Source organism: Ruegeria sp. N7 (assembly GCF_056531345.1).
Map to the genome: position 1 here is coordinate 91236 of NZ_JBQFLR010000011.1, position 20129 is coordinate 111364.

Genomic DNA, 20129 nt, shown 5'->3' on the forward strand with positions numbered 1-20129 from the left:
CGTAGAAATACGGCGGCAAAACCGACTGGCAATACGGGATGATACGATCTGGCCCTATCTACAGCAGGGCTTTCGCGGTGATCTGAAGCATCTTAAACACATGCTGGGATGTGGTATTCCCATATCCCGCGCACCGCTTCCTCACTGAAAGGACATGTCATGGACGGCACGTTCAACGAAAACGATCTTTCCCGCGTAGTCGAGGCTGACCGCGCCCATATCTGGCACCATCTGATCCAGCATAAACCCTTTGAAACCAATGACCCTCGCATCATTGTCGAGGGCAAGGGCATGCGTGTCTGGGACCAGAAAGGCAAAGAGCATCTGGATGCGGTTTCTGGCGGCGTCTGGACCGTCAATGTCGGCTATGGCCGCGAATCGATCTGCAAGGCGGTTTACGATCAGCTGATGAAGCTGTGCTATTTCGCCAATTCGGCCGGTTCGATCCCGGGTGCGCTGTTTGCCGAGCAACTGATCGACAAGATGCCGGGCATGAGCCGCGTCTATTACACCAATTCAGGTTCCGAAGCGAACGAGAAGGCGTTCAAGATGGTGCGCCAGATCGCGCACAAGAAATATGGCGGCAAGAAAACCAAGATCCTGTACCGCGACCGGGACTATCACGGCTCGACGCTGGCGACCATGTCGGCAGGCGGTCAGGACGAGCGCACAGCGCAATACGGCCCCTTCGCACCTGATTTCGTGCGCGTGCCGCATTGCATGGAATACCGCAAGCACGAGCTGGATGGTGCACCCAAAGAGAATTTTGGCGAATGGGCCGCAGATCAGATTGAAGCCGTCATCCTGCGTGAAGGCCCCGACACCGTTGGCGCCCTGTGCCTTGAGCCGGTAACAGCGGGCGGCGGTGTGATCGAAGCGCCTGAAGGATACTGGCAGCGCGTGCAGGAGATCTGCAAGAAATACGACGTGCTGCTGCATATCGACGAGGTTGTCTGTGGCGTGGGCCGCACCGGCACGTGGTTCGGGTACCAGCAATACGGTATCAAGCCCGATTTCGTGACCATGGCCAAGGGCGTTGCGTCAGGCTATGCCGCGATTGCCTGCATGGTCACCACCGAGGAAGTCTTTGACATGTTCAAAGACGATGCCGCGGACCCGATGAACTATTTCCGCGATATCTCGACCTTTGGTGGGTGCACCGCTGGTCCGGCAGCGGCCATCGAGAACATGCGCATCATTCAGGATGAAAACCTGTTGCAGAACTGCACGGATATGGGCGCGCGTATGACGAACAACCTTCTGGCGCTGATGGACAAGCACAAGGTCATCGGCGATGTGCGCGGCAAGGGCTTGTTCCTGGGGGCCGAACTGGTTGTGGATCGCGGCACCAAAGAGCCGGTGGACGAGAAACTGGCGCAGGCCGTTACTGCCGACTGTATGGCACAGGGCGTGATCATCGGCGTCACCAACCGCTCGATCCCCGGTCGCAACAACACGCTGTGCTTCTCGCCTGCGCTGATTGCTACGGCCGATGACATCGACCAGATCACCGACGCGGTTGACGGCGCGCTGGGGCGTGTGTTCGGGTAAGATCACCGATATCCCTAAAAAAAGAAACCGGCGCGTGTTGCGCCGGTTTTTTTGTCGGGATGCTGGTCGTGAATGTGTACGTTCAGCCGTGATTATTCGGCCGCAACACCAACCTTTTCACCGGTTGCGATCAGGCTGTCCGGAAGAACGAAAGCAACCAGAACAAAGACGGCACCCAGTGCGATACCGAGAATATCGCCGGACATTAACAAAACACCCTCGTAAGCGGATCCCGGAACTGTACCCAGGGTGACTTTGCCGCCAGCAATTCCATCGAGCAGACCCGTGGCCTTCCAGGCCGGATATGTCGCCATATAGGCCGCAGCACCCAACAAACCACCGACGATGAAGAACAAGGCGTCACGGCGACCGGACGCAGCGGCGCAGACCCCTGTTCCCGGACAGTAGCCCGATGCAGCCCAGCCCGCACCCAGTAACAATCCGCCAATGAAGACACCGACATAGGCCGATTTCACCGACATATGGCCGGCATCCACAAACCCCAGCATCTGCCCGCCGAACATGAGGATCGAACCGGTTCCGATTGCCAGAAGGATCGTTTTCATCAGCTGGAGTCGACGCAGTGTCAGCATGCCCACAATCCAATTTGGATTCGCTGCGCCAATCCGGTCAAGTACGGCTCCGAAAGCGGCGCCAATGATGATCGCAAGAATGATTTCCATCGCCTTATCCTTTCCGGTAGATCAGCATTGCCGTAGGAATTGCCGCTGCAAATGCCCCGGCTGCAAAGATATAGCCTGACAGGGCTGTCTGCATCATACCGGACATCATGTGACCGGATGTGCACCCACCCGCCAACCTGGCCCCATAGAGGACGACAAAGCCGCCCAATAGCGCAACCAGGTTTCGAGCCCAGGGCGTATCGCCGTAGTTTTCGCGCCAGATCATGGGCAGCTTGCCCTCTCCGCGTTCCAGACCACCGCGCGCCTTGACCGACAAGAACGCCCCCGCGGCCATAGCCAAAACGAAGACAAAGCTGTAATTCAACGGATTGGATACGTACTTGGCGTATTTGCCATTGGATTTCGCCATGTATGCGTTGGATGAACTGTAACCGTCATCCGTCTGCGTCACGAATTCCGAATTGACGGTGTCCGCGATAATTCCGTCAAGGATGACGAATTGGGTCGAAACACCGATCGGCTTCACCAGAAGAACTGCCCCGAAGAACACGAGCCCTAGCAGAACACCTCCAACTTTCCAGTTTAGTGTCATGATTTCACCCTTTTCATTTATATTCATAAAATCATATATAATATGATCCGAGGGCTGTTACATGATCTAGATCAAACCGGTCATGCCTGAAACTGGTTGGCGTCATCCCAATGCAGAAGGGATGGATGCCCTGATCCAAGAAGCGCTTGGAATGCACCGCATGTTGCAACAAAAAAGACCGCCCCAAAGGGACGGCCTTTCTTTCACTGTCTCTTTTCAGAGGTTCAGGCAGCCAGAGCAGCCTGAGCTTTGGCGACGATCGCGCCGAACGCTTCCGGTTCGTGCACGGCCAGGTCGGCCAGAACTTTGCGGTCCACTTCGATACCGGCCAGGTTCAGACCGTTGATGAAGCGGGAATATGTCAGAGCCTCGTCATGGCTGCGCACAGCAGCGTTGATCCGCTGGATCCACAGCGCGCGGAAGTTGCGCTTGCGGTTCTTGCGGTCACGGGTCGCGTACTGGTTGGCCTTGTCGACGGCCTGAGTTGCGACTTTGAAGTTGCTCTTGCGACGACCATAATAGCCTTTTGCGGCCTTGATGATCTTCTTGTGACGGGCGTGAGTTACGGTTCCACCTTTAACGCGGGACATCTCTTACATCTCCTCTTAGCGGTCGTAGGGCATGTAGCCCTTGACGATCTTTGCGTCGGGGGCGGACAGGGTGGTGTTGCCACGGGCGTCGCGGATGAATTTCTTGGTCCGCTTGATCATGCCGTGCCGTTTGCCGGCCTGGCCAGCAAGGACCTTACCGGTCGCAGTCACCTTGAAGCGCTTCTTGGCGCTTGATTTGGTCTTCATCTTAGGCATTTCCGTCTCCTTTTTCGGGTTCGGTTTCAGACGCGACTCGGCATGCCATCTCGGCCGGTCACGCGATCAGATGCGCCGTTTACGCAAGTTCGGTCATACTGGCAAGGGGGTTTGGACCAGAATCTGTGCTTTTTGCAGCCTGGTCAGGCACCGGGGCGACACAAGCCGCCCCGGTGATTGGATTTAGTGTTCGAATTTGCGGATTTCACCGCTCTTCAGCCTTGCGGAGTAGGACGCCAGTTCCTGCCGCACCACTTTCATCAGGAAGTAGAGAGCAAAGACGTTCACAACCGCCATCGCAAAGATCGCCGCATCCGAGAAGTCGATAACGGGGCCGAGGTTGGCCGCAGCGCCGATCACCACGAAGACACAGAAGATGACCTTGAAGATCAGCTCTTTTGTGTGTCCTTCTCCGAACAGGTAGGTCCAGGCCTTGAGGCCATAGTAGGACCAGCTGATCATGGTCGAGAAGGCAAACAGGATCACCGCAATCGCAAGGATGTACGGGAACCAGCTGAACGCGCTGCCAAACGCGGCAGAAGTCAGGCTGACACCGGAATTTCCATCCACTGTTGCGATGGCGGAACCCGCTTCGTTCAGCATGTAGTTGCCGGTTTCAGGATCGATGATCAGCTGTTGCGTGATGATGATCACCAGCGCCGTCATGGTACAGATCACGACGGTATCGATGAAGGGTTCAAGCAGCGATACAAAACCCTCGGTGATCGGCTCCTTGGTCCGAACCGCCGAGTGCGCGATAGCTGCAGAGCCCACGCCCGCCTCGTTCGAGAATGCCGCGCGCTTGAAGCCCTGGATCAGCGCGCCGACCATGCCCCCTGCAACGCCCAGCCCCGTGAAGGCACCGGCAAAGATCTGACCAAAGGCCCAGCCGATCATGTCCGCATTCATCGCGATGATGACCAGTGCAGTGGCAACATACAGCACACCCATGAACGGCACGACCTTTTCAGTCACCCGAGCGATGGATTTCAGACCGCCAACAATGACCATGAACACGACCGCAGCAAAAACAATACCGGTAATCCAGCCCGGATAGTCGCCAACGATACCTGCGATCTGCTGATGTGCCTGGTTGGCCTGGAACATGTTCCCGCCGCCCAACGCGCCCAGAATACAGAAGATCGAGAACAGCACCGCCAGGATCTTGCCACCGGGCAGACCCAGCTCGTCAAAGCCCTTGGACATGTAATACATCGGGCCACCTGAAACGGTGCCGTCTTCGTATTCGTTGCGGTATTTCACGCCCAGCGTACATTCGGTGAACTTTGATGCCATGCCCAGAAGGCCCGCAAGGATCATCCAGAATGTTGCACCCGGCCCACCGATGCCAATGGCAACGGCCACACCCGCGATATTCCCCAAGCCCACAGTTCCGGACAGCGCCGTGGCCAATGCCTGAAAGTGGCTGACCTCGCCCGCGTCGTTGGGATCGGAATAGTCACCTTTGACAAGGCTGATCGCGTGACCAAAGAACCGCAGCTGCACAAGCGCGAAATACAGTGTGAAAACCGATGCAGCAATCACCAGCCACATGACGATCCACGGAAAGCTGGTTCCGGGCAGCGGTGCAAAGATGAAGCTGACAAACGGTCCGGTCAGGTTTGCAAAGGCCTGATTGATTTTTTCATCCAGTCCCGGCGCCTCTTGTGCAAGGGCAGGGCTGGCGGCAATGGTGGCGGCCGTTACGGCGCCAAGTGTTTTTAGCGTTCTCATTTTAGCCCTCCCCTCAGTTCACGACCGTAACCGGAACGTCGGCATGCATTACCAGATATTGCGTCGAACTGCCGAACAGGCGTTTCTTGATCCCGTCCGCAGATGCCCGACCCACGACGATTTGCGAGCCTCCGTTTTCGACCGTGATGGCGTTCAGCGTTTCCGCAACATCGCCATGGCGCACAATGCCCTGCGCCTCGAATCCCGCAGCCCTGAGGGCCTCTACAGCAGGTGTCACGACACGCGACATTGCCAGGTCAACCTCTTCTTCGCGGCGCTTGTGGCGCTGGGCGTTTTCTTCAGGTGTCTGGAATGTGTAAGGTGACCATTCGATCACATAAGCGACCAGCAAATCGCACGTTCCGATCAGCTTTGCCAAATCCTTGGCAAAGGCAATCGCACGCTCGCCGGTTTCAGTCCCGTCGAGTCCTATGACAATCTTTGTTGTCATTTCGTTCCTCCGTTTTTGTTGTTAAGGCCGGGGCCCACGCCCCCGGCAGGGCGGCCGGAACTTGGAACTTTTCAACAAGACCGCCCTTTGGTAAGTATTAGGAAATTTCACTAGGAATTGGAGATTTTTTTGGGCCAATTTCAGTGTAATTTATCGTATTACGCCAAAAATACAGGGAATTTTACTGATTAGCAGAGATTTAGACAATATCGATCAACGCATCCTGCACGAGCTGGAGGCCAATGGCAGGCTCTCGATAGTTGAGTTGGCGGCGCGTGTGAACCTGACCAATACGCCCTGTTCCGAGCGTGTAAAACGACTTGAGAAGAATGGCTATATCAAAGGGTACAGAGCCGTTGTCGACAAAGAAAGAATGGGGCTGGCACTGCTGACCGTGGTGCAGGTATCCTTGGTCGCAACTGCGGAACAATCCCTTGTGAAATTCAATGAAGCCGTTCGGAGTGTTCAGGAAATCGAAAGCTGCCTGATGGTGGCGGGCTCGTTTGATTATCTTCTGACCGTTCGAACGCGCGATATTGCGCATTTCCGGCTGGTGCTGGGCGAGAAGATCAACAAGCTGCCGGGCATACACCAGACCAGCTCTTTTACAGTTATGGAGATTGTAAAAGAGCCGGTTGGCTGACACGACACTCGGGCCCGAGTGTCGGCCTTCGGTTATTCCGGATCCGTGCTGTAGATCAGCCGTTCATCACACGGGGCCACGCGCAGAATGTTAGTCGTGCCCGGTACGTTGAACGGGACACCGGCCGTAACCACGATCTGATCGGTTTCGGTTGCAAACCCCCCTGCCCGCGCCGCGCGGGCCGCGTTGACCACGGCGCTTTTGAACCGCTGGAGTTCTGGCGTCATGACGCAATTGCAACCCCAGCTCAGGCAAAGCCTTCGCGCAGTTCCCATCAGCGATGTCATCGCAATGATCGGAACACCGGGACGTTCACGGGCTGTCAATGAGGCGGTGGTTCCACTTTGCGTAAAGCAGCAGATGGCCTTGATATCGGTCTTTTCAGCAATCTCGCGGGCAGCCGCAACAATGGCATCGGCCACAGTGCTTCCTTTTGCCGTGCGGGACGCGGCGATAATCTGGGAATAGGTCGGGTCGGCCTCGACCTCGATGGCGACCTTATTCATGGTCTGCACAGCCTCAACCGGATAAGCACCTGCCGCCGATTCCGCGCTGAGCATAATGGCGTCCGTGCCCTCATAGATCGCGGTGGCCACATCCGACACTTCGGCGCGGGTGGGCATCGGGCTTTCGATCATGCTTTCCAGCATCTGGGTGGCGACAATGACCGGCTTGGCGGCACTACGGCACTTGCGGACCAGCCTCTTTTGAATGGGCGGCACCGCAGATACCGGCAGTTCCACACCCAGATCGCCCCGCGCCACCATAATCCCGTCCGACGCATCAAGGATGTCGTCGAACGCCTCGACCGCCGCCGGCTTTTCGATCTTCGACAGGATCGCAGCGCGTCCATCAGCCAGCGCCCTGGCCTCGAACACATCCTTGGCGCGTTGCACGAAACTCAGCGCCAGCCAGTCAACGCCCAACTGGCAGACAAACTCAAGATCACCACGGTCCTTCTCCGACAAGGCCGCAAGCGGCAGTACCACATCCGGGACGTTCACACCCTTGCGGTTCGAGATCGCACCGCCGACCTCAACTGTGCAATTGGCAAAGTCCTGACCACAATCTTGAACGATCAGACGGATCTTGCCATCATTGACCAGAAGGCGCGCGCCCGGTTCAAGGGCCGCGAAAATCTCGGGGTGCGGCAGGCACACGCGGGTGGTGTCGCCGGGAGCTGGATCAAGGTCCAGACGGAACGCCGCGCCCTCTTCCAGATCCTCCGCATCATTTGCAAAAACACCAACCCGCAGCTTGGGACCCTGAAGGTCAGCCAGAATGGCAATCGGGCTGTCCAGATCCTTTTCAACCTGCCGAATGATCTTGTGGCGTTCACGTATCTCGTCATGGCTGCCGTGGCTCATGTTCAGACGGAACACATCCGCCCCGGCCTCGTGCAGGGCGCGAATGGTGTCATAGTCACTGGACGCCGGTCCCAGCGTCGCCACGATTTTTACATTCCTCAGGCGTCGCATTGGTCTTGACCTCCTCATGCCGGTTCAGATTGCGCAGATCAGCTTTTGCAAAATGTTACCGCAAACACTGCTGTGGCGCTTATTGCGCAATTCCCTTTTTAAAGCAACTGCCCTACACCTGCGACAAACTAGATGACAGGCTTATGACTTACACCCCGTTTTTTGTTCACGGCGCGGATCGCCCGTCCCGATGGCTGATCACATGCGACCACGCAACCAACATCGTCCCCCCCGAGGTCAATGACGGAGACCTTGGCCTGCCGCGCGAGGATATGGAGCGCCATATCGCCTATGATGTCGGCGCGTATGAGGTATCAAAACATCTGGGCGAGATTCTGAACGCGCCAGTGATTGCCGCCAATTTCTCGCGCCTCGTAATTGACCCGAACCGAGGGGAAGATGACCCCACGTTGTTGATGAAACTGTATGACGGGTCGATCATTCCCGGCAACCGCCATGCCGATGCCGCCGAGCGCGAACACCGCCTGAACATGTGTTATCGCCCCTACCACACAGCGTTGTCCGAGATGGCAGCACTGCCACATGCGGTAATTGTTTCGATGCATTCCTTCACGCGTCAGCTGCGCGGACGTGATCCGCGTCCGTGGCACATTGGTGTGCTGCACACGCCGGACGAGCGGTTCTCGCGTCCTTTGATCGAACGGCTGCAACAGGAAGATGACCTGTGCGTTGGTGTTAATGAACCCTATACCGGCGTTTTGCCGGGTGATGCGATTGACAAGCACTGCACCGCTTTTGGCCGTCCCAATGCATTGATCGAGCTACGCAATGATCTGATCGCCGATCATGCCGGACAACGGCATTGGGCCGAGCGGCTGGCGGTACTCCTGCAAGAAGCGCTGGACGCCAGCGACCTTTGACCGCAAGGTTTTCAGGGACGTTCCACCCCTCACGCCATTGTGAGCAATGCCTCTGATCCCCATATAATGCGGGAAAGGGGATCGTCATGACACATGAGTTTCTGACAACGTTTTTCGGTTGGATGGCCACGCTTAATATCGCGGTTTTGCTGTTCACCACCGTCATGATTCTGCTTTTGCAGGACTGGATCGCTGGCATTCACGGCAGGATGTTTCAGATGGATCGCGCCGACGTGAAACGTGCCTATTTCAGATACCTTGCCAACTACAAGATCCTGACACTGATCTTTTGCATCGTGCCCTGGCTGGCCTTGAAACTGATGTAGGTAGCGCTGACCACAAGCGCCGTTGTTGTAACGACACGGCAGGATTGTTAGGTCAGACGCAACACACACTGCCTTCCGGAGCCACAAGATGGACAAGCAAACCGAAATCGAACTTCAGGCTGCCGCCTTTCGTCGGCTGCAAAAGCACCTGATGGAAGACCGTACCGATGTGCAGAATATCGACATGATGAACCTTGCTGGATTCTGCCGAAACTGCCTGTCGCGCTGGTATCAGGAAGCAGCCAATGAAAAAGGCATCGAGATGGGCAAGGAAGAAGCCCGCGAAGTTTTTTACGGCATGACCATGGATGAGTGGAAGACCAACTACCAGACCGAAGCCAGCCCCGAGAAACAAGACGCCTTCAAGGTTGCCTTCGAAGAAAATGTCACCAAAAAAGGCTGACGCCTGAGAAAAGGCCCGCCGCTGCAGCGGGCCTTTTTCTTCAGATCGCCGCCTTGCGGCTTTCGTCCAGATAAATCTCGCGCAAACGCTTGGCAATCGGACCCGGTGTTCCGTCGCCCAGCGCCACACCGTCGATCTCGACCACCGGCATCACAAAAGCACTGGCCGAAGTTGTGAATGCCTCGTCCGCCTCTTTGGCCTCGTCGATGGTGAACAGACGCTCTTCCACCACCATCTGCGCCTCAGCCGCCATCCGCAGCACGGCCTTTCGGGTAATACCGTGCAGGATATCGTTGGACAGAGGGCGGGTAACAATCTTGCCGTTCTTGACGAAATAGGCGTTGTTGCTGGTGCCCTCGGTCACAAAGCCGTCCTCGACCAGCCATGCGTCGTCGCACCCCGCTTTCTTGGCCATCATCTTGCCCATCGACGGGTAAAGCAATTGCACCGTTTTGATGTCACGGCGGCCCCAGCGGATGTCTTCGATCGAGATGATCTTGGCACCTTTCCTTGCCGCCGGGCTGTCAGCCAGCCCGGGCTTGTTCTGCGTGAACAGAACGAGGCTGGGCTTGGTATCTGCCGACGGAAACACGAAATCCCGGTCGCCATCGCTGCCGCGCGAGACCTGCAAATAGACCAGACCTTCCTCGATGCCGTTCAGCTCGATCAGCTTGCGGTGGATCTCCAGCAGTTCATCCTTGGTGCAGGGCTCGGCCATCTCAAGCTCGTCCAGCGAACGCTTCAGACGGACTGAGTGACCTTCGAATTCGATCAGCTTGCCGTCCAGCACACTGGTGACTTCGTAAACCGCGTCCGCAAACAGGAAGCCACGGTCAAAAATGGAAACCTTGGCCTCAGTCTCGGGCAGGTATTCGCCATTTACGTAAACGGTACGTGTCATGTTCGTCTCCTCAGCCCCAAAGTGCGGCCGCAGGCGGGTGCACTCCGGCGTCGTCAAAATTCAGCGGGGTGTCGCGGTCTTCGGCCAATAGAAGCGGGCCGTCAAGGTCCGTTACCATCGCGCCCTGTGCCAGCAATGTCGCAGGCGCCATGGCAAGCGAGCTGCCAACCATGCATCCCACCATTATGTCATAGCCTTCGGCAACTGCCGCCGTGCGCAACTCCAGCGCCTCGGTCAAACCCCCGGTCTTGTCGAGCTTGATGTTGATGACATCATATTTACCCTTCAGTTTGGGCAGGCTGGCGCGGTCATGGCAGGATTCGTCAGCGCAGACTGGCACCGGGCGCTTCATTCCGATCAATGCGTCGTCATCTCCCGCGGGCAAGGGCTGTTCCACCAACGCCACGCCCAGCCGCACCAGATGCGGGGCGAGGTCGGCGTAAACCTCGGCCGACCAGCCTTCGTTCGCATCCACAATGATCTTGGACTGCGGAGCACCGGCGCGCACAGCTTCAAGCCGGGGCATGTCATCGGGCGTGCCCAGTTTGATCTTCAGAAGTGGGCGATGCGCGTTCGCGGCCGCCTGCGCCTGCATTGCCTCGGGTGTGTCCAGCGACAATGTATAGGCGGTGATCTCGGGGCCGGGCTTGGGCAGACCTGCCAGGTCCCAGGCGCGCTTGCCAACACGTTTGCATTCCAGATCCCACAAGGCGCAATCCACGGCGTTCCGCGCGGCGCCTGCGGGCAGCAGGTCCATCAGCGACTGGCGGGTGACATCCGCAGGCAGACCGGCAATCTCAGCCTCAACAGACTCGAGCGTTTCGTCATAACGCGCATAAGGAACGCATTCGCCCCAGCCCTGATGAGTTCCGTCCGAAACCCGAACCGTCAGCACCTTTGCTTCGGTTCGCGACCCGCGCGAGATGGTGAAGACCTGCGCCAGCCGGAACACATCGCGAGAAACCTCAATCTGCACGCACCCGCTCCTTCATCTTTTCTAAATACTCACGCCGGAGGCGGAACAGCCCCGCCACCGGCGCGTTGTTCAGATCACATTGCGGCCAGCGCGTCCACCAGCTTACCGGCACCGAAGCGGAACGGGTCTGTTGCGGGCAGACCCAACTCTTCCTCGACCTTGGCCAGATAAGCCTTGGCATCATCTTCGCTCAGGTTCTGCGTGTTGACCGACACACCCGCAACCTGACAGGCCGGATTTGCAATCCGCGCCAGCGGCAGGGCCGTGTCACGCAATTGCGCCAGTGTCGGCAGGGAATACTCGGGCAAACCACGCATATGGGTCCGGGTCGGTTCGTGGCACAGGATCAGTGCGTCGGGCTGCCCGCCATGGATCAGCGCCATGGTCACGCCCGAGTAAGAGACATGGAACAGCGACCCCTGCCCTTCAATGTGGTCCCAGTGATCCTCGTCATTGTCCGGTGTCAGATATTCGACCGAGCCAGCCATGAAGTCTGCAATGACCGCGTCCAGCGGAACACCCTGCCCGGTGATCAGGATGCCGGTCTGACCCGTGGCACGGAATGTGGATTTCATGCCGCGCTTGCGCATCTCAGCATCCATCGACATCGCCGTGTACATCTTGCCCGCCGAGCAATCGGTTCCGACTGCGAGGCAACGCTTGCCAGTGCGATTGCGGCCATTTGCGATCGGGTATCCGACAGTCGGCACACGCACGTCATGCAAGGTGCAGCCATGCGTTTGTGCCGCAGCAACAAGATCGCCTTCATCGCGCAGCAGGTTGTGCAAGCCCGACGCCAGATCAAAACCCATTTCCAGCGCTTCTATCAGAACTTCTTTCCAAGCCTTGCTGATCACACCGCCGCGGTTTGCCACGCCGATCACCAACGTCTTGGCACCGGCTTCTTTCGCTTCGGTCAGGGTCATGTCAGTCAAGCCCAGATCGGCCTTGCAGCCATCCATTCGATACTGGCCCACGGCGTTTTCCGGACGCCAGTCCTTGATCCCAACAGCCACTTTGGCCGCCAATTGGTCGGGCGCATCGCCCAGAAACAGCAGGTACGGTGTCTCGATCATTGCGGTCACTCCTTTGATTCCGGCGCAGGCTAGAGAAGCGGTAACACGAGCGCTTCGCGTTCTAGTCCGTCAACTGCGACCCATGCGCGAGATTCTTGCACAGTGTCACCAATCTGCGCAAAAATCTTCGAAGTTTTCAAATTGATTAAACTTTAGTCACCCCACTCGGGTTGTTTGAAGCTTCTTTCTGCGACCGCATTGCCGCAGATGCACAATCACCCTTGCGCCACGTCGCGCAATTTAATACCTCATTGAGCAGAAAAATCGCAATTTCATTACTCAGACGAGGTCCTGATGAGCTTTCGCATCCAACCTGCCGCACCGGCGCGTCCCAATCGCTGTCAGCTGTTTGGCCCGGGGTCGAACACCAAACTGTTCCCGAAGATGGCAGCATCCGCTGCGGATGTGATCAACCTCGATCTTGAAGACTCAGTTGCGCCTTCGGACAAGGATGCGGCCCGCGCCAATGTCATCGAAGCGCTGAACACCGTGGACTGGGGCAACAAATACATGTCCGTTCGCATCAACGGATTGGACACCCCGTACTGGTATCGCGACGTTGTCGATGTACTGGAACAGGCGGGCGACCGTCTGGATCAGATCATGATTCCCAAGGTCGGCTGTGCGGCAGATGTCTATGCGGTGGACGCACTGGTTACCGCCATCGAACGCGCCAAAGGTCGTGCCAAACCGATCAGCTTCGAGGTTATCATCGAATCCGCAGCTGGCATCGCCCATGTCGAAGAAATCGCGGCCTCCTCGCCCCGTTTGCAGGCTATGAGCCTGGGAGCTGCGGATTTTGCTGCCTCGATGGGGATGCAGACAACCGGCATCGGTGGCACGCAGGAAAATTACTATATGCTGCACGCGGGTGCGAAACACTGGTCCGACCCATGGCATTGGGCACAGGCCGCCATCGTTGCCGCGTGCCGCACCCATGGCGTGCTGCCAGTCGACGGGCCCTTCGGTGATTTCAGCGATGACGAGGGGTACATTGCGCAGGCCAAACGCTCGGCCACGCTGGGCATGGTCGGTAAATGGGCGATCCACCCCAAGCAGATCGCGCTGGCCAATCAGGTGTTCACCCCATCAGAAGAAGCCGTGTCAGAGGCCCGAGAAATTCTCACCGCGATGGAACAGGCCAAAGCCAATGGCGAAGGTGCGACAGTTTACAAAGGACGTCTGGTCGACATCGCGTCGATCAAGCAGGCCGAGGTAATCGTGGCACAGGCCGAACTGATCGCGGCCAACGGCTGAGAACCAAAAAAAGGCGCCTGCCCTGGCGCCTTTTTCAGGTGTTTTCTGGCGTCACCGCCCAAAGACAGCATTCGGCGTCCAGGTGAACCTTTCGCCCTTTTTACCCGACTTCATCATCAGGCAGGATGTTCCAAGCTTCTGGAAATAGATGATCTTGAGCGGGTACCACCCGGCCTTGGGCACTTCGACTTCGGTCCGCTGGTTGGCCTCGCAGCCCTGAATACCCGTGACATAGCCGATATTCTGGCCTCCGACGAATGCTTCTATCCCGTCATTCGACCAGGTTTCCAACTCGTAAACCCCAGGCGAGTCGAACCGCATATATCCCGTAATCTCGGCGGCAACATTGTAAGCTCCGTCGAATGTCATGACATTGTCACCCTGATTGGTGTCCCTGTAATCCAATCCCTGCAACGGTTGCCCAGGCTGTGCTTTGGACAGCATGCTTTTTGCCTGACTCAGATCGCGGATCTTCTTGTGTTGATTGCCCGTGCCAATGTATTTCACATTCAGCCCCGCCTTCGGAGAAGGCTGCGGGTTGGCAGGTTGCAGTTTCAGCGGGGCAGACAAGGCGGCCCCGGCAACCACTGACAAGGCAACTGCGGCCGCCACTGTTCGAACGCGTTTCATCGTAATCTCCCTGTTTGCGTGCCGTTATGGCTGTGCATATCCACTGGCAACGTCATTTCCACGACATTAGGCCGTGAGTTTTCGCCCTGCAAGTGAGTGTGCCTTCACAATTCAAGACGTCACGCCCGTAAATTCTTGGGCGAACCCATAACCACATAGGATGTGATCGAGGTGACATGCGGCAGCGTTCCCAACACCTCGGTATGGAAGGTCTTGTAAGACGGCAGGTCTGCACATTCGACCCGCAGCAAGTATTCGATTGTTCCCGTGATGTTGTGGCACTCAACAACTTCCGGCGCTTGTTGGAGCGCGCGTTCAAACCCCTCCTGCGCGGCCTTCGTATGCTCGCCCAGCCCTACACCGATGTAGGCGACAAAGCCGATACCCATCGCCGCCGGGTCCAGAACTGCGCGATACCCCGTGATCACCCCGGTCTTTTCAAGCTCTTGCACGCGGCGCAGACAAGCAGAAGGGGAAAGGCCCACACGCTCGGCCAGATCCAGATTGCTGATCCGTCCGTCGCGAGATAGCTCTTGCAATATCTGGCGGTTTATCCGGTCATTCTTCATCATTGATTGCACAATTACAGGAAACACGCACAAAAAAGCAATTTCATTTGCCGCAGCGCGGACAATACTTCGCCCCATGACTTATGACATCCTGATGGCCCTGATCGCCTTTGCCTTCGTAACCTCGATCACACCGGGGCCGAACAACCTGATGCTGATGGCTTCGGGGGCGAATTTCGGCTTCCGACGCTCGATCCCGCATATGTTGGGCATTGGGCTTGGCTTTACCTTCATGGTGCTGCTTGTCGGGGCCGGTCTGGTGCAGGTCTTTGACCGGTATCCCGTCAGCTATACGGTGTTGAAAGTCCTGTCGGTGATCTATCTGCTCTATCTGGCCTGGAAGATCGCGCATGCCGCGCCGGCAAACAGCGCCGAAGCCACCGGCGTGCCCATGACATTTCTGCAAGCCGCAGCGTTTCAATGGGTAAACCCAAAAGCCTGGGCCATGGCCCTGACCGCCACCACGGCCTATACACCAGATCGGACGATGTATGCGATTGCCATCGTTGCGTTTGTCTTCGGAGCCGTCAACTTACCGTCCGTCAGCACATGGACCGTTCTGGGACAGCAGATGGCCCGGATGCTGACGAACCCGCGCCGATTGGTCGTATTCAACTGGACAATGGCTGTGCTGCTTGTGGTTTCGCTCTATCCCGTGCTTTGGCCGGGGTGAGTTTCCTCAATGGTCGATTTCAGTGATTGTTTTGCTGGGCATGTCGGGAATGTGCTGGCAAGCAAACGAATCTCTTAATCTGATCAACGGCTTTTGACATGAAAGATGCCGCTTCCGTGTCATCTAGTTGCATCTGAGGCCAGCCAGCGGCATATAGCTAGGAAAATTCACGCAGATGAGGCGTCATGACCCAGTATCTGGATTTCGAAAAACCGCTGGCCGAGATCGAAGGCAAAGCTGAAGAGCTGCGCGCGCTGGCCCGTGCCAACGAAGAAATGGATGTGGCCGAAGAAGCCGCCGCGCTGGATGCCAAAGCCTCCAAGCTGCTGGATGAACTCTATCGCGACCTGACACCCTGGCGGAAGTGCCAGGTGGCGCGTCACCCGGAACGCCCGCATTGCAAGGATTACGTGGACGCATTGTTCACCGAGTTCACACCGCTGGCTGGTGACCGGAACTTTGCCGACGATCTGGCCGTTATCGGTGGTCTTGCGCGCTTTAACGATCAGCCGGTGATGGTGATCGGCCACGAAAAGGGCAGCGATACCAAGTCGCGGATCGAACGCAATTTCGGGATGGCCCGCCCCGAGGGCTATCGCAAGGCCGTGCGCCTGATGGAGATGGCGGGGCGTTTTGGCCTGCCTGTCATTACCCTGATCGACACCGCCGGTGCCTATCCCGGCAAAGGGGCCGAGGAACGCGGTCAATCCGAGGCGATTGCCCGGTCGACCGAGATGTGCCTGAAAATCGGCGTGCCGCTGGTTTCGGTCATCATCGGCGAAGGCGGCTCGGGCGGCGCTGTGGCGTTTGCGACCGCTAACCGTGTGGCGATGCTGGAGCATTCGGTCTATTCGGTGATCTCGCCGGAAGGCTGTGCATCGATCCTGTGGAAAGATGCCGAAAAGATGCGTGAAGCGGCCGAAGCGCTGCGTTTGACCGCTCAGGATTTGCACAAACTGGGTGTGTGTGACCGGATCATCCCGGAACCCAAGGGTGGCGCACATCGCGATCGCCCGTCTACGGTTGAGTCGGTGCGCGCGGCCATCACCGCCATGTTGGCGGAATTGGACGGCAAGGACGGGGCGGCCCTGATAAAAGAACGCCGTCAGAAGTTCCTTGATATCGGGTCTAAAGGGCTGGCGGCGTAACGGTCAGCCACCCAACCTGCGCAACAACGCAACCGAAGGCTCACCTGTCACCGGCAGACCATTGGCGCTTTGATAAGCGCTGATGGCTGTGGTGGTGTTGTTTCCGATCACGCCATCTGCGCCCTGCGTGTCATACCCCGCAGATGTCAGGCGGCGCTGCAATTCCTTGCGGTCGTCCAGTGTCAGCCCACTTGCGTCCGGCCCAAACGAGGCCTGAAACGGCGCCCCGCCCGCGATCCTGTCGGCCAGATGACCGACACCAATCGCGTAGCTGTCCGAGTTGTTGTAGCGTTTGATCACCTGGAAATTGCGAAACACAGCGATGCGGGGGCCGGGTGTTTGCGGCTGCAACACGGCTACCGGAGCACCGGATACACGCCCCGCCTCTCCGCCCCACGGTTGGCCCCGCACCCAACCTGCACGCGCCAGATAAGCCGCCGTCGAGGCCAGCGCATCTGTCGGATCATCTGACCAGATGTCGCGCCGCCCGTCGCCGGTGAAATCCACGGCATAGGCAAGATACGAGGTCGGAATGAACTGCGTGTGCCCCATCGCCCCGGCCCAACTGCCGGTCATGTTGGCAGGCGTGGTATCGCCGTTCTGGAGGATCTTCATCGCCGCGATCAGCTGGCTTTCAAAGAACTGCCCGCGCCGGCCATCATAAGCCAGCGTCGACAACGCCGATACAACGGGCACATCACCGCGGCGCGCGCCATAGCGGCTTTCCAGCCCCCAGACGGCCACGACGATTTCCTTATCAACGCCATATTGCGTCTCGATCCGCGACAGGGTGCCGTTATGTTGCCGCAGCATCTGCTGGCCGGTGCTGATCCGCTCGTCCGACGCCGCGATGGCTAGGTAATCTTCGAGGCTGCGCTTGAATTCGACCTGATTTCGGTCGCGTTCGATTACGTCGGGCAAATACCCAGCCCCCTGAAAGGCGCGGTCAACGGTTGTCCGAGATATTCCCTGCGACACTGCCCTGCCCTTGAAACCGGCAACCCAGGCATCCCACCCGGCATTGGGAACAGCCCGCATCCGGGTTGCAGGCGTGCCGGACGGAGCGGCACCACCCGTGCAGGCGGCCAAAAGCGTTGATCCGAGGCAAATGGAAAAGGTCCGGCGAGTGATCATGGTTTGGGTCTGCTCTTGTTTGTGATTTGCCGCAAGAGTAACCCAGCCGGGTTGCACAGGCCAGAACAGTGACACCTTGGACGGGCGCTTTGACGATGTCGGCAGGAAGCCGCTCAGCTGACCAGCAAACGCAGCCCTTGTGTCACATCCGAGCGCACTGCCAGCCGCAATCCCGGCTCGTCCCCGGCCTTGAGCGCGGCGATGATCAGCTTGTGGTAATGTGGCGGCTCTGCGCGCCTGAGACGTCCGTAAAGCGCCCGCATCGTCGGCCCAAGCTGCAGCCAGACGGTTTCGGCAATGGCCAGCATCGCAGGAGCCTGAGCGCGCAGATACAGGGTTCTGTGAAATTCCAGGTTCGAACGGATATAGCCAACCGCATCCCGTTTGGTCACCATCTCGGCAACTGTCATGTTGATGCTCTGCAACCTATCGATCAGGGCCATGTGTGCCCTGGGCAAGGCCCGGCTTGCCAGTTCGACCTCAAGCAAGGCGCGCAAGGCAGCCAGTTCCTCAATCCGGTCATTCGTCAGCTCCGGGGTCGATACCCGGCCCGATGTAGACAGGAACAATGCCCCTTCTGCGGCCAGGCGGCGCACCGCCTCTCGCGCCGGGGTCATTGAGACGCCGAACTCCTTGCCGATGCCCCGCAGGGTCAGGGCCTGCCCCGGTGCCATCTCACCATGCATGATCCGGGATCGCAGTGCCCGGTACACCCGGTCATGTGTTGCGGTCTGGGTTTCGGAAGGGCGCGCGGTCAACATATGCTCATGTGATCACAAAAAGGCGCCACGTCAACTCGGCTCGGTATCAAATCTGTAGCGATGCAACTCGGCCCCGTTGTCGCGCAACCAGCGGCGGGGCGGCTTATACGGGCCAAATATCTTTTCGACCTGCGCCCAGAAGGCAGGTGAGTGGTTCATCTCGGCAAGATGTGCCACCTCATGCGCCGCAACATAGTGCAACACATCAGGAGGCGCCAGAATAAGGCGCCACGAAAACATCAATCCGCCATGCGAGCTGCACGACCCCCAACGCGACCGCGTGTCACGCAGGCTGAGTGTCGTGTACGAACGCCCCAGCATGGCTGCATAATCATCACAGGCTCCGGTCAACCGGTCCCGCGCCAGTTCCTTCAGGAACCGGCCCAACCTGCGGGCCTCGGCTCCTGTGGGCACGGCAACCTCATCTGCATTCAGCAGAACCCGCCGCCCGGTTGCAGGAACGATTCGGCGCGCTTTCCCTTCGATCGGGATCACTTGCCCAAACTGCACGGTGGTCATATCGGGCCGACCCTGAAGATGCTGCCGGATCCACCCTTCTTTGGTGCGCGCAAAACTCAAGGCCTCAGATTCCGGCACGCCATTCGGGTAAGTCAACGTGACGCGCCCATCCAGCTGGGAGATTCGCAGGCTGATACGCCGCGCCCGAGCCGATTTGCGCAATCTCAGTGGCACCGGCGGTGTCCCTGGCAATGCGTGCTCTCCCATATCGCGACCTCTCTTGCGCAAAGACTTTGACAGTGCCCTCTGCCTGTGGCAGGTGAGCTGAATCATTTAGACGACTCACCTGATATCAAGGGGATTTGACATGCCCAAGGAAGAATGGGGCGTAAAGCGTGTTTGCCCGACAACCGGTAAGCGGTTTTACGACCTGAACAAGGACCCGATCATCAGCCCCTACACTGGCGAGATCGTGGAGCTTGAAACATCCAAAAGCCGTATGATCTCGGCGGATGCAGAAGACGCAGCTTCGGTCAAAGCACGTGAAAACACGGCGGATGACGATCTGGTTCTGGACGATGATGACAACGTCGACGTGGATTTGGATGACGATCTGCTGGACGATGATGATGACGACAATGATGATGTTTCTCTGGACGACATCACCGACATGTCATCAGACGACGACAACTGACCAAGTAAAAGGCGATCCCCAGGGTCGCCTTTTTCACCTGAGGAGCAGCCCGGGTGAAAATTCGCGCCCGATTCAAACTTTGGACTTGCACTCGCTGCCGCTGTCTCCTAAACGTCCGTCCACCGTACCGATGGTATAATGATGGGGCCTTAGCTCAGTTGGGAGAGCGCTTGCATGGCATGCAAGAGGTCAGGGGTTCGACTCCCCTAGGCTCCACCAAAACCTAACAATGATCCGCCACCCAAAGCTCTTCCTTTTTGGCAACAGAAACTTCCTTTGGGTTCGGGACGGCCCTCCCTTAGGATCGGCGAAGCGGATGGAAAGACCCCATACACTCACCAA

General features: G+C 57.9%; 24 protein-coding genes and 1 tRNA gene. 10 read left to right on the forward strand and 15 right to left on the reverse strand.

The window, feature by feature from the left end; all coding sequences use genetic code 11:
• Positions 1–159 precede the first annotated feature (159 nt).
• Positions 160–1551: an aminotransferase family protein gene (locus ACR0ES_RS13455; protein ID WP_480870980.1), complete on the forward strand. Its 1392-nt coding sequence runs from the start codon at positions 160–162 to the stop codon at positions 1549–1551.
• A 92-nt stretch (positions 1552–1643) separates the two neighbouring features.
• On the opposite strand, the gene ACR0ES_RS13460 is transcribed toward ACR0ES_RS13455, so the two are convergent.
• From ACR0ES_RS13460 to ACR0ES_RS13485, 6 genes are all read right to left on the reverse strand, one after another.
• A complete protein-coding gene (locus tag ACR0ES_RS13460) occupies positions 1644–2234 on the reverse strand; it encodes a YeeE/YedE thiosulfate transporter family protein (protein WP_480870982.1) in 591 nt (196 codons plus the stop codon).
• Positions 2235–2238: 4 nt separating this feature from the next.
• Positions 2239–2787, reverse strand: coding sequence for a YeeE/YedE thiosulfate transporter family protein (locus tag ACR0ES_RS13465; protein ID WP_209506064.1), 549 nt, complete (start codon positions 2785–2787; stop codon positions 2239–2241).
• A gap of 224 nt (positions 2788–3011) precedes the next feature.
• On the reverse strand, positions 3012–3377 hold the full coding sequence (rplT, locus tag ACR0ES_RS13470; protein ID WP_039523695.1) for a 50S ribosomal protein L20: 366 nt from the start codon (positions 3375–3377) through the stop codon (positions 3012–3014).
• Between the two features lie 15 nt (positions 3378–3392).
• Positions 3393–3593, reverse strand: coding sequence for a 50S ribosomal protein L35 (gene rpmI, locus ACR0ES_RS13475; protein WP_010443552.1), 201 nt, complete (start codon positions 3591–3593; stop codon positions 3393–3395).
• 183 nt (positions 3594–3776) lie between these two features.
• Positions 3777–5327 (reverse strand): alanine/glycine:cation symporter family protein, encoded by a 1551-nt coding sequence (locus tag ACR0ES_RS13480; RefSeq protein WP_480487220.1) that lies wholly within the window; start codon positions 5325–5327, stop codon positions 3777–3779.
• A 13-nt stretch (positions 5328–5340) separates the two neighbouring features.
• Entirely contained in the window at positions 5341–5778 is a 438-nt protein-coding gene (locus ACR0ES_RS13485) for a universal stress protein (protein WP_209506060.1), read from the reverse strand.
• Between the two features lie 208 nt (positions 5779–5986).
• Between ACR0ES_RS13485 and ACR0ES_RS13490 the strand changes: the two genes are divergently transcribed.
• The gene (locus ACR0ES_RS13490) at positions 5987–6421 is read left to right on the forward strand and encodes an Lrp/AsnC ligand binding domain-containing protein (protein ID WP_480483856.1); all 435 of its coding nucleotides are present in this window, start codon (positions 5987–5989) and stop codon (positions 6419–6421) included.
• Between the two features lie 32 nt (positions 6422–6453).
• On the opposite strand, the gene pyk is transcribed toward ACR0ES_RS13490, so the two are convergent.
• Positions 6454–7899, reverse strand: a complete 1446-nt coding sequence (gene pyk, locus ACR0ES_RS13495) for a pyruvate kinase (RefSeq protein WP_267365133.1) — start codon at positions 7897–7899, stop codon at positions 6454–6456.
• Between the two features lie 143 nt (positions 7900–8042).
• Here pyk and ACR0ES_RS13500 point away from each other — a divergent pair, with 143 nt between their 5' ends.
• The 3 genes from ACR0ES_RS13500 (at position 8043) to ACR0ES_RS13510 (ending at position 9509) form a co-directional block, all read left to right on the forward strand.
• Positions 8043–8780 (forward strand): N-formylglutamate amidohydrolase, encoded by a 738-nt coding sequence (locus tag ACR0ES_RS13500; protein WP_480870984.1) that lies wholly within the window; start codon positions 8043–8045, stop codon positions 8778–8780.
• 86 nt (positions 8781–8866) lie between these two features.
• On the forward strand, positions 8867–9106 hold the full coding sequence (locus ACR0ES_RS13505) for a DUF6868 family protein (protein ID WP_480554763.1): 240 nt from the start codon (positions 8867–8869) through the stop codon (positions 9104–9106).
• A gap of 88 nt (positions 9107–9194) precedes the next feature.
• On the forward strand, positions 9195–9509 hold the full coding sequence (locus tag ACR0ES_RS13510) for a DUF1244 domain-containing protein (protein WP_480546169.1): 315 nt from the start codon (positions 9195–9197) through the stop codon (positions 9507–9509).
• Between the two features lie 40 nt (positions 9510–9549).
• Here the strand turns inward: ACR0ES_RS13510 and ACR0ES_RS13515 are convergent, their stop codons facing one another.
• The 3 genes from ACR0ES_RS13515 to dgcN all read right to left on the reverse strand — a co-directional run bounded on the left by ACR0ES_RS13515 (position 9550) and on the right by dgcN (position 12462).
• On the reverse strand, positions 9550–10410 hold the full coding sequence (locus ACR0ES_RS13515; protein WP_480774191.1) for a D-amino-acid transaminase: 861 nt from the start codon (positions 10408–10410) through the stop codon (positions 9550–9552).
• A gap of 10 nt (positions 10411–10420) precedes the next feature.
• Complete coding sequence (gene dgcA, locus ACR0ES_RS13520) at positions 10421–11386, reverse strand: N-acetyl-D-Glu racemase DgcA (protein ID WP_480870985.1); 966 nt, start codon at positions 11384–11386, stop codon at positions 10421–10423.
• Positions 11387–11460: 74 nt separating this feature from the next.
• Positions 11461–12462 (reverse strand): N-acetyltransferase DgcN, encoded by a 1002-nt coding sequence (gene dgcN, locus ACR0ES_RS13525; RefSeq protein ID WP_480870987.1) that lies wholly within the window; start codon positions 12460–12462, stop codon positions 11461–11463.
• 294 nt (positions 12463–12756) lie between these two features.
• Between dgcN and ACR0ES_RS13530 the strand changes: the two genes are divergently transcribed.
• Positions 12757–13719, forward strand: coding sequence for an L-malyl-CoA/beta-methylmalyl-CoA lyase (locus tag ACR0ES_RS13530; RefSeq protein WP_480870989.1), 963 nt, complete (start codon positions 12757–12759; stop codon positions 13717–13719).
• Positions 13720–13770: 51 nt separating this feature from the next.
• Here the strand turns inward: ACR0ES_RS13530 and ACR0ES_RS13535 are convergent, their stop codons facing one another.
• Positions 13771–14349 carry a PA14 domain-containing protein gene (locus ACR0ES_RS13535; RefSeq protein ID WP_480487229.1) on the reverse strand — a complete coding sequence of 193 codons (579 nt, stop codon included), beginning with the start codon at positions 14347–14349 and terminating at the stop codon, positions 13771–13773.
• 119 nt (positions 14350–14468) lie between these two features.
• Positions 14469–14921 (reverse strand): Lrp/AsnC family transcriptional regulator, encoded by a 453-nt coding sequence (locus ACR0ES_RS13540; RefSeq protein ID WP_480774195.1) that lies wholly within the window; start codon positions 14919–14921, stop codon positions 14469–14471.
• A 73-nt stretch (positions 14922–14994) separates the two neighbouring features.
• On the opposite strand from ACR0ES_RS13540, the gene ACR0ES_RS13545 reads away from it, so the two are divergent.
• Together ACR0ES_RS13545 and ACR0ES_RS13550 are read left to right on the forward strand one after the other, a co-directional pair.
• Positions 14995–15591: a LysE family translocator gene (locus tag ACR0ES_RS13545; protein WP_267366163.1), complete on the forward strand. Its 597-nt coding sequence runs from the start codon at positions 14995–14997 to the stop codon at positions 15589–15591.
• A gap of 185 nt (positions 15592–15776) precedes the next feature.
• Positions 15777–16739 carry an acetyl-CoA carboxylase carboxyltransferase subunit alpha gene (locus ACR0ES_RS13550; protein WP_480870990.1) on the forward strand — a complete coding sequence of 321 codons (963 nt, stop codon included), beginning with the start codon at positions 15777–15779 and terminating at the stop codon, positions 16737–16739.
• A 3-nt stretch (positions 16740–16742) separates the two neighbouring features.
• On the opposite strand, the gene ACR0ES_RS13555 is transcribed toward ACR0ES_RS13550, so the two are convergent.
• The 3 genes from ACR0ES_RS13555 to ACR0ES_RS13565 form a co-directional block, all read right to left on the reverse strand.
• Positions 16743–17873: a lytic murein transglycosylase gene (locus tag ACR0ES_RS13555; RefSeq protein ID WP_480774196.1), complete on the reverse strand. Its 1131-nt coding sequence runs from the start codon at positions 17871–17873 to the stop codon at positions 16743–16745.
• A gap of 113 nt (positions 17874–17986) precedes the next feature.
• Positions 17987–18634: a GntR family transcriptional regulator gene (locus tag ACR0ES_RS13560; RefSeq protein ID WP_480473964.1), complete on the reverse strand. Its 648-nt coding sequence runs from the start codon at positions 18632–18634 to the stop codon at positions 17987–17989.
• Positions 18635–18664: 30 nt separating this feature from the next.
• Complete coding sequence (locus tag ACR0ES_RS13565; RefSeq protein ID WP_480483820.1) at positions 18665–19360, reverse strand: M48 family metallopeptidase; 696 nt, start codon at positions 19358–19360, stop codon at positions 18665–18667.
• 100 nt (positions 19361–19460) lie between these two features.
• Here ACR0ES_RS13565 and ACR0ES_RS13570 point away from each other — a divergent pair, with 100 nt between their 5' ends.
• Both ACR0ES_RS13570 and ACR0ES_RS13575 read left to right on the forward strand, forming a co-directional pair.
• Positions 19461–19787, forward strand: a complete 327-nt coding sequence (locus ACR0ES_RS13570) for a TIGR02300 family protein (RefSeq protein WP_267366159.1) — start codon at positions 19461–19463, stop codon at positions 19785–19787.
• Positions 19788–19930: 143 nt separating this feature from the next.
• Positions 19931–20006: transfer RNA gene (locus ACR0ES_RS13575), tRNA-Ala, on the forward strand.
• The last annotated feature ends 123 nt before the right edge of the window (positions 20007–20129 follow it).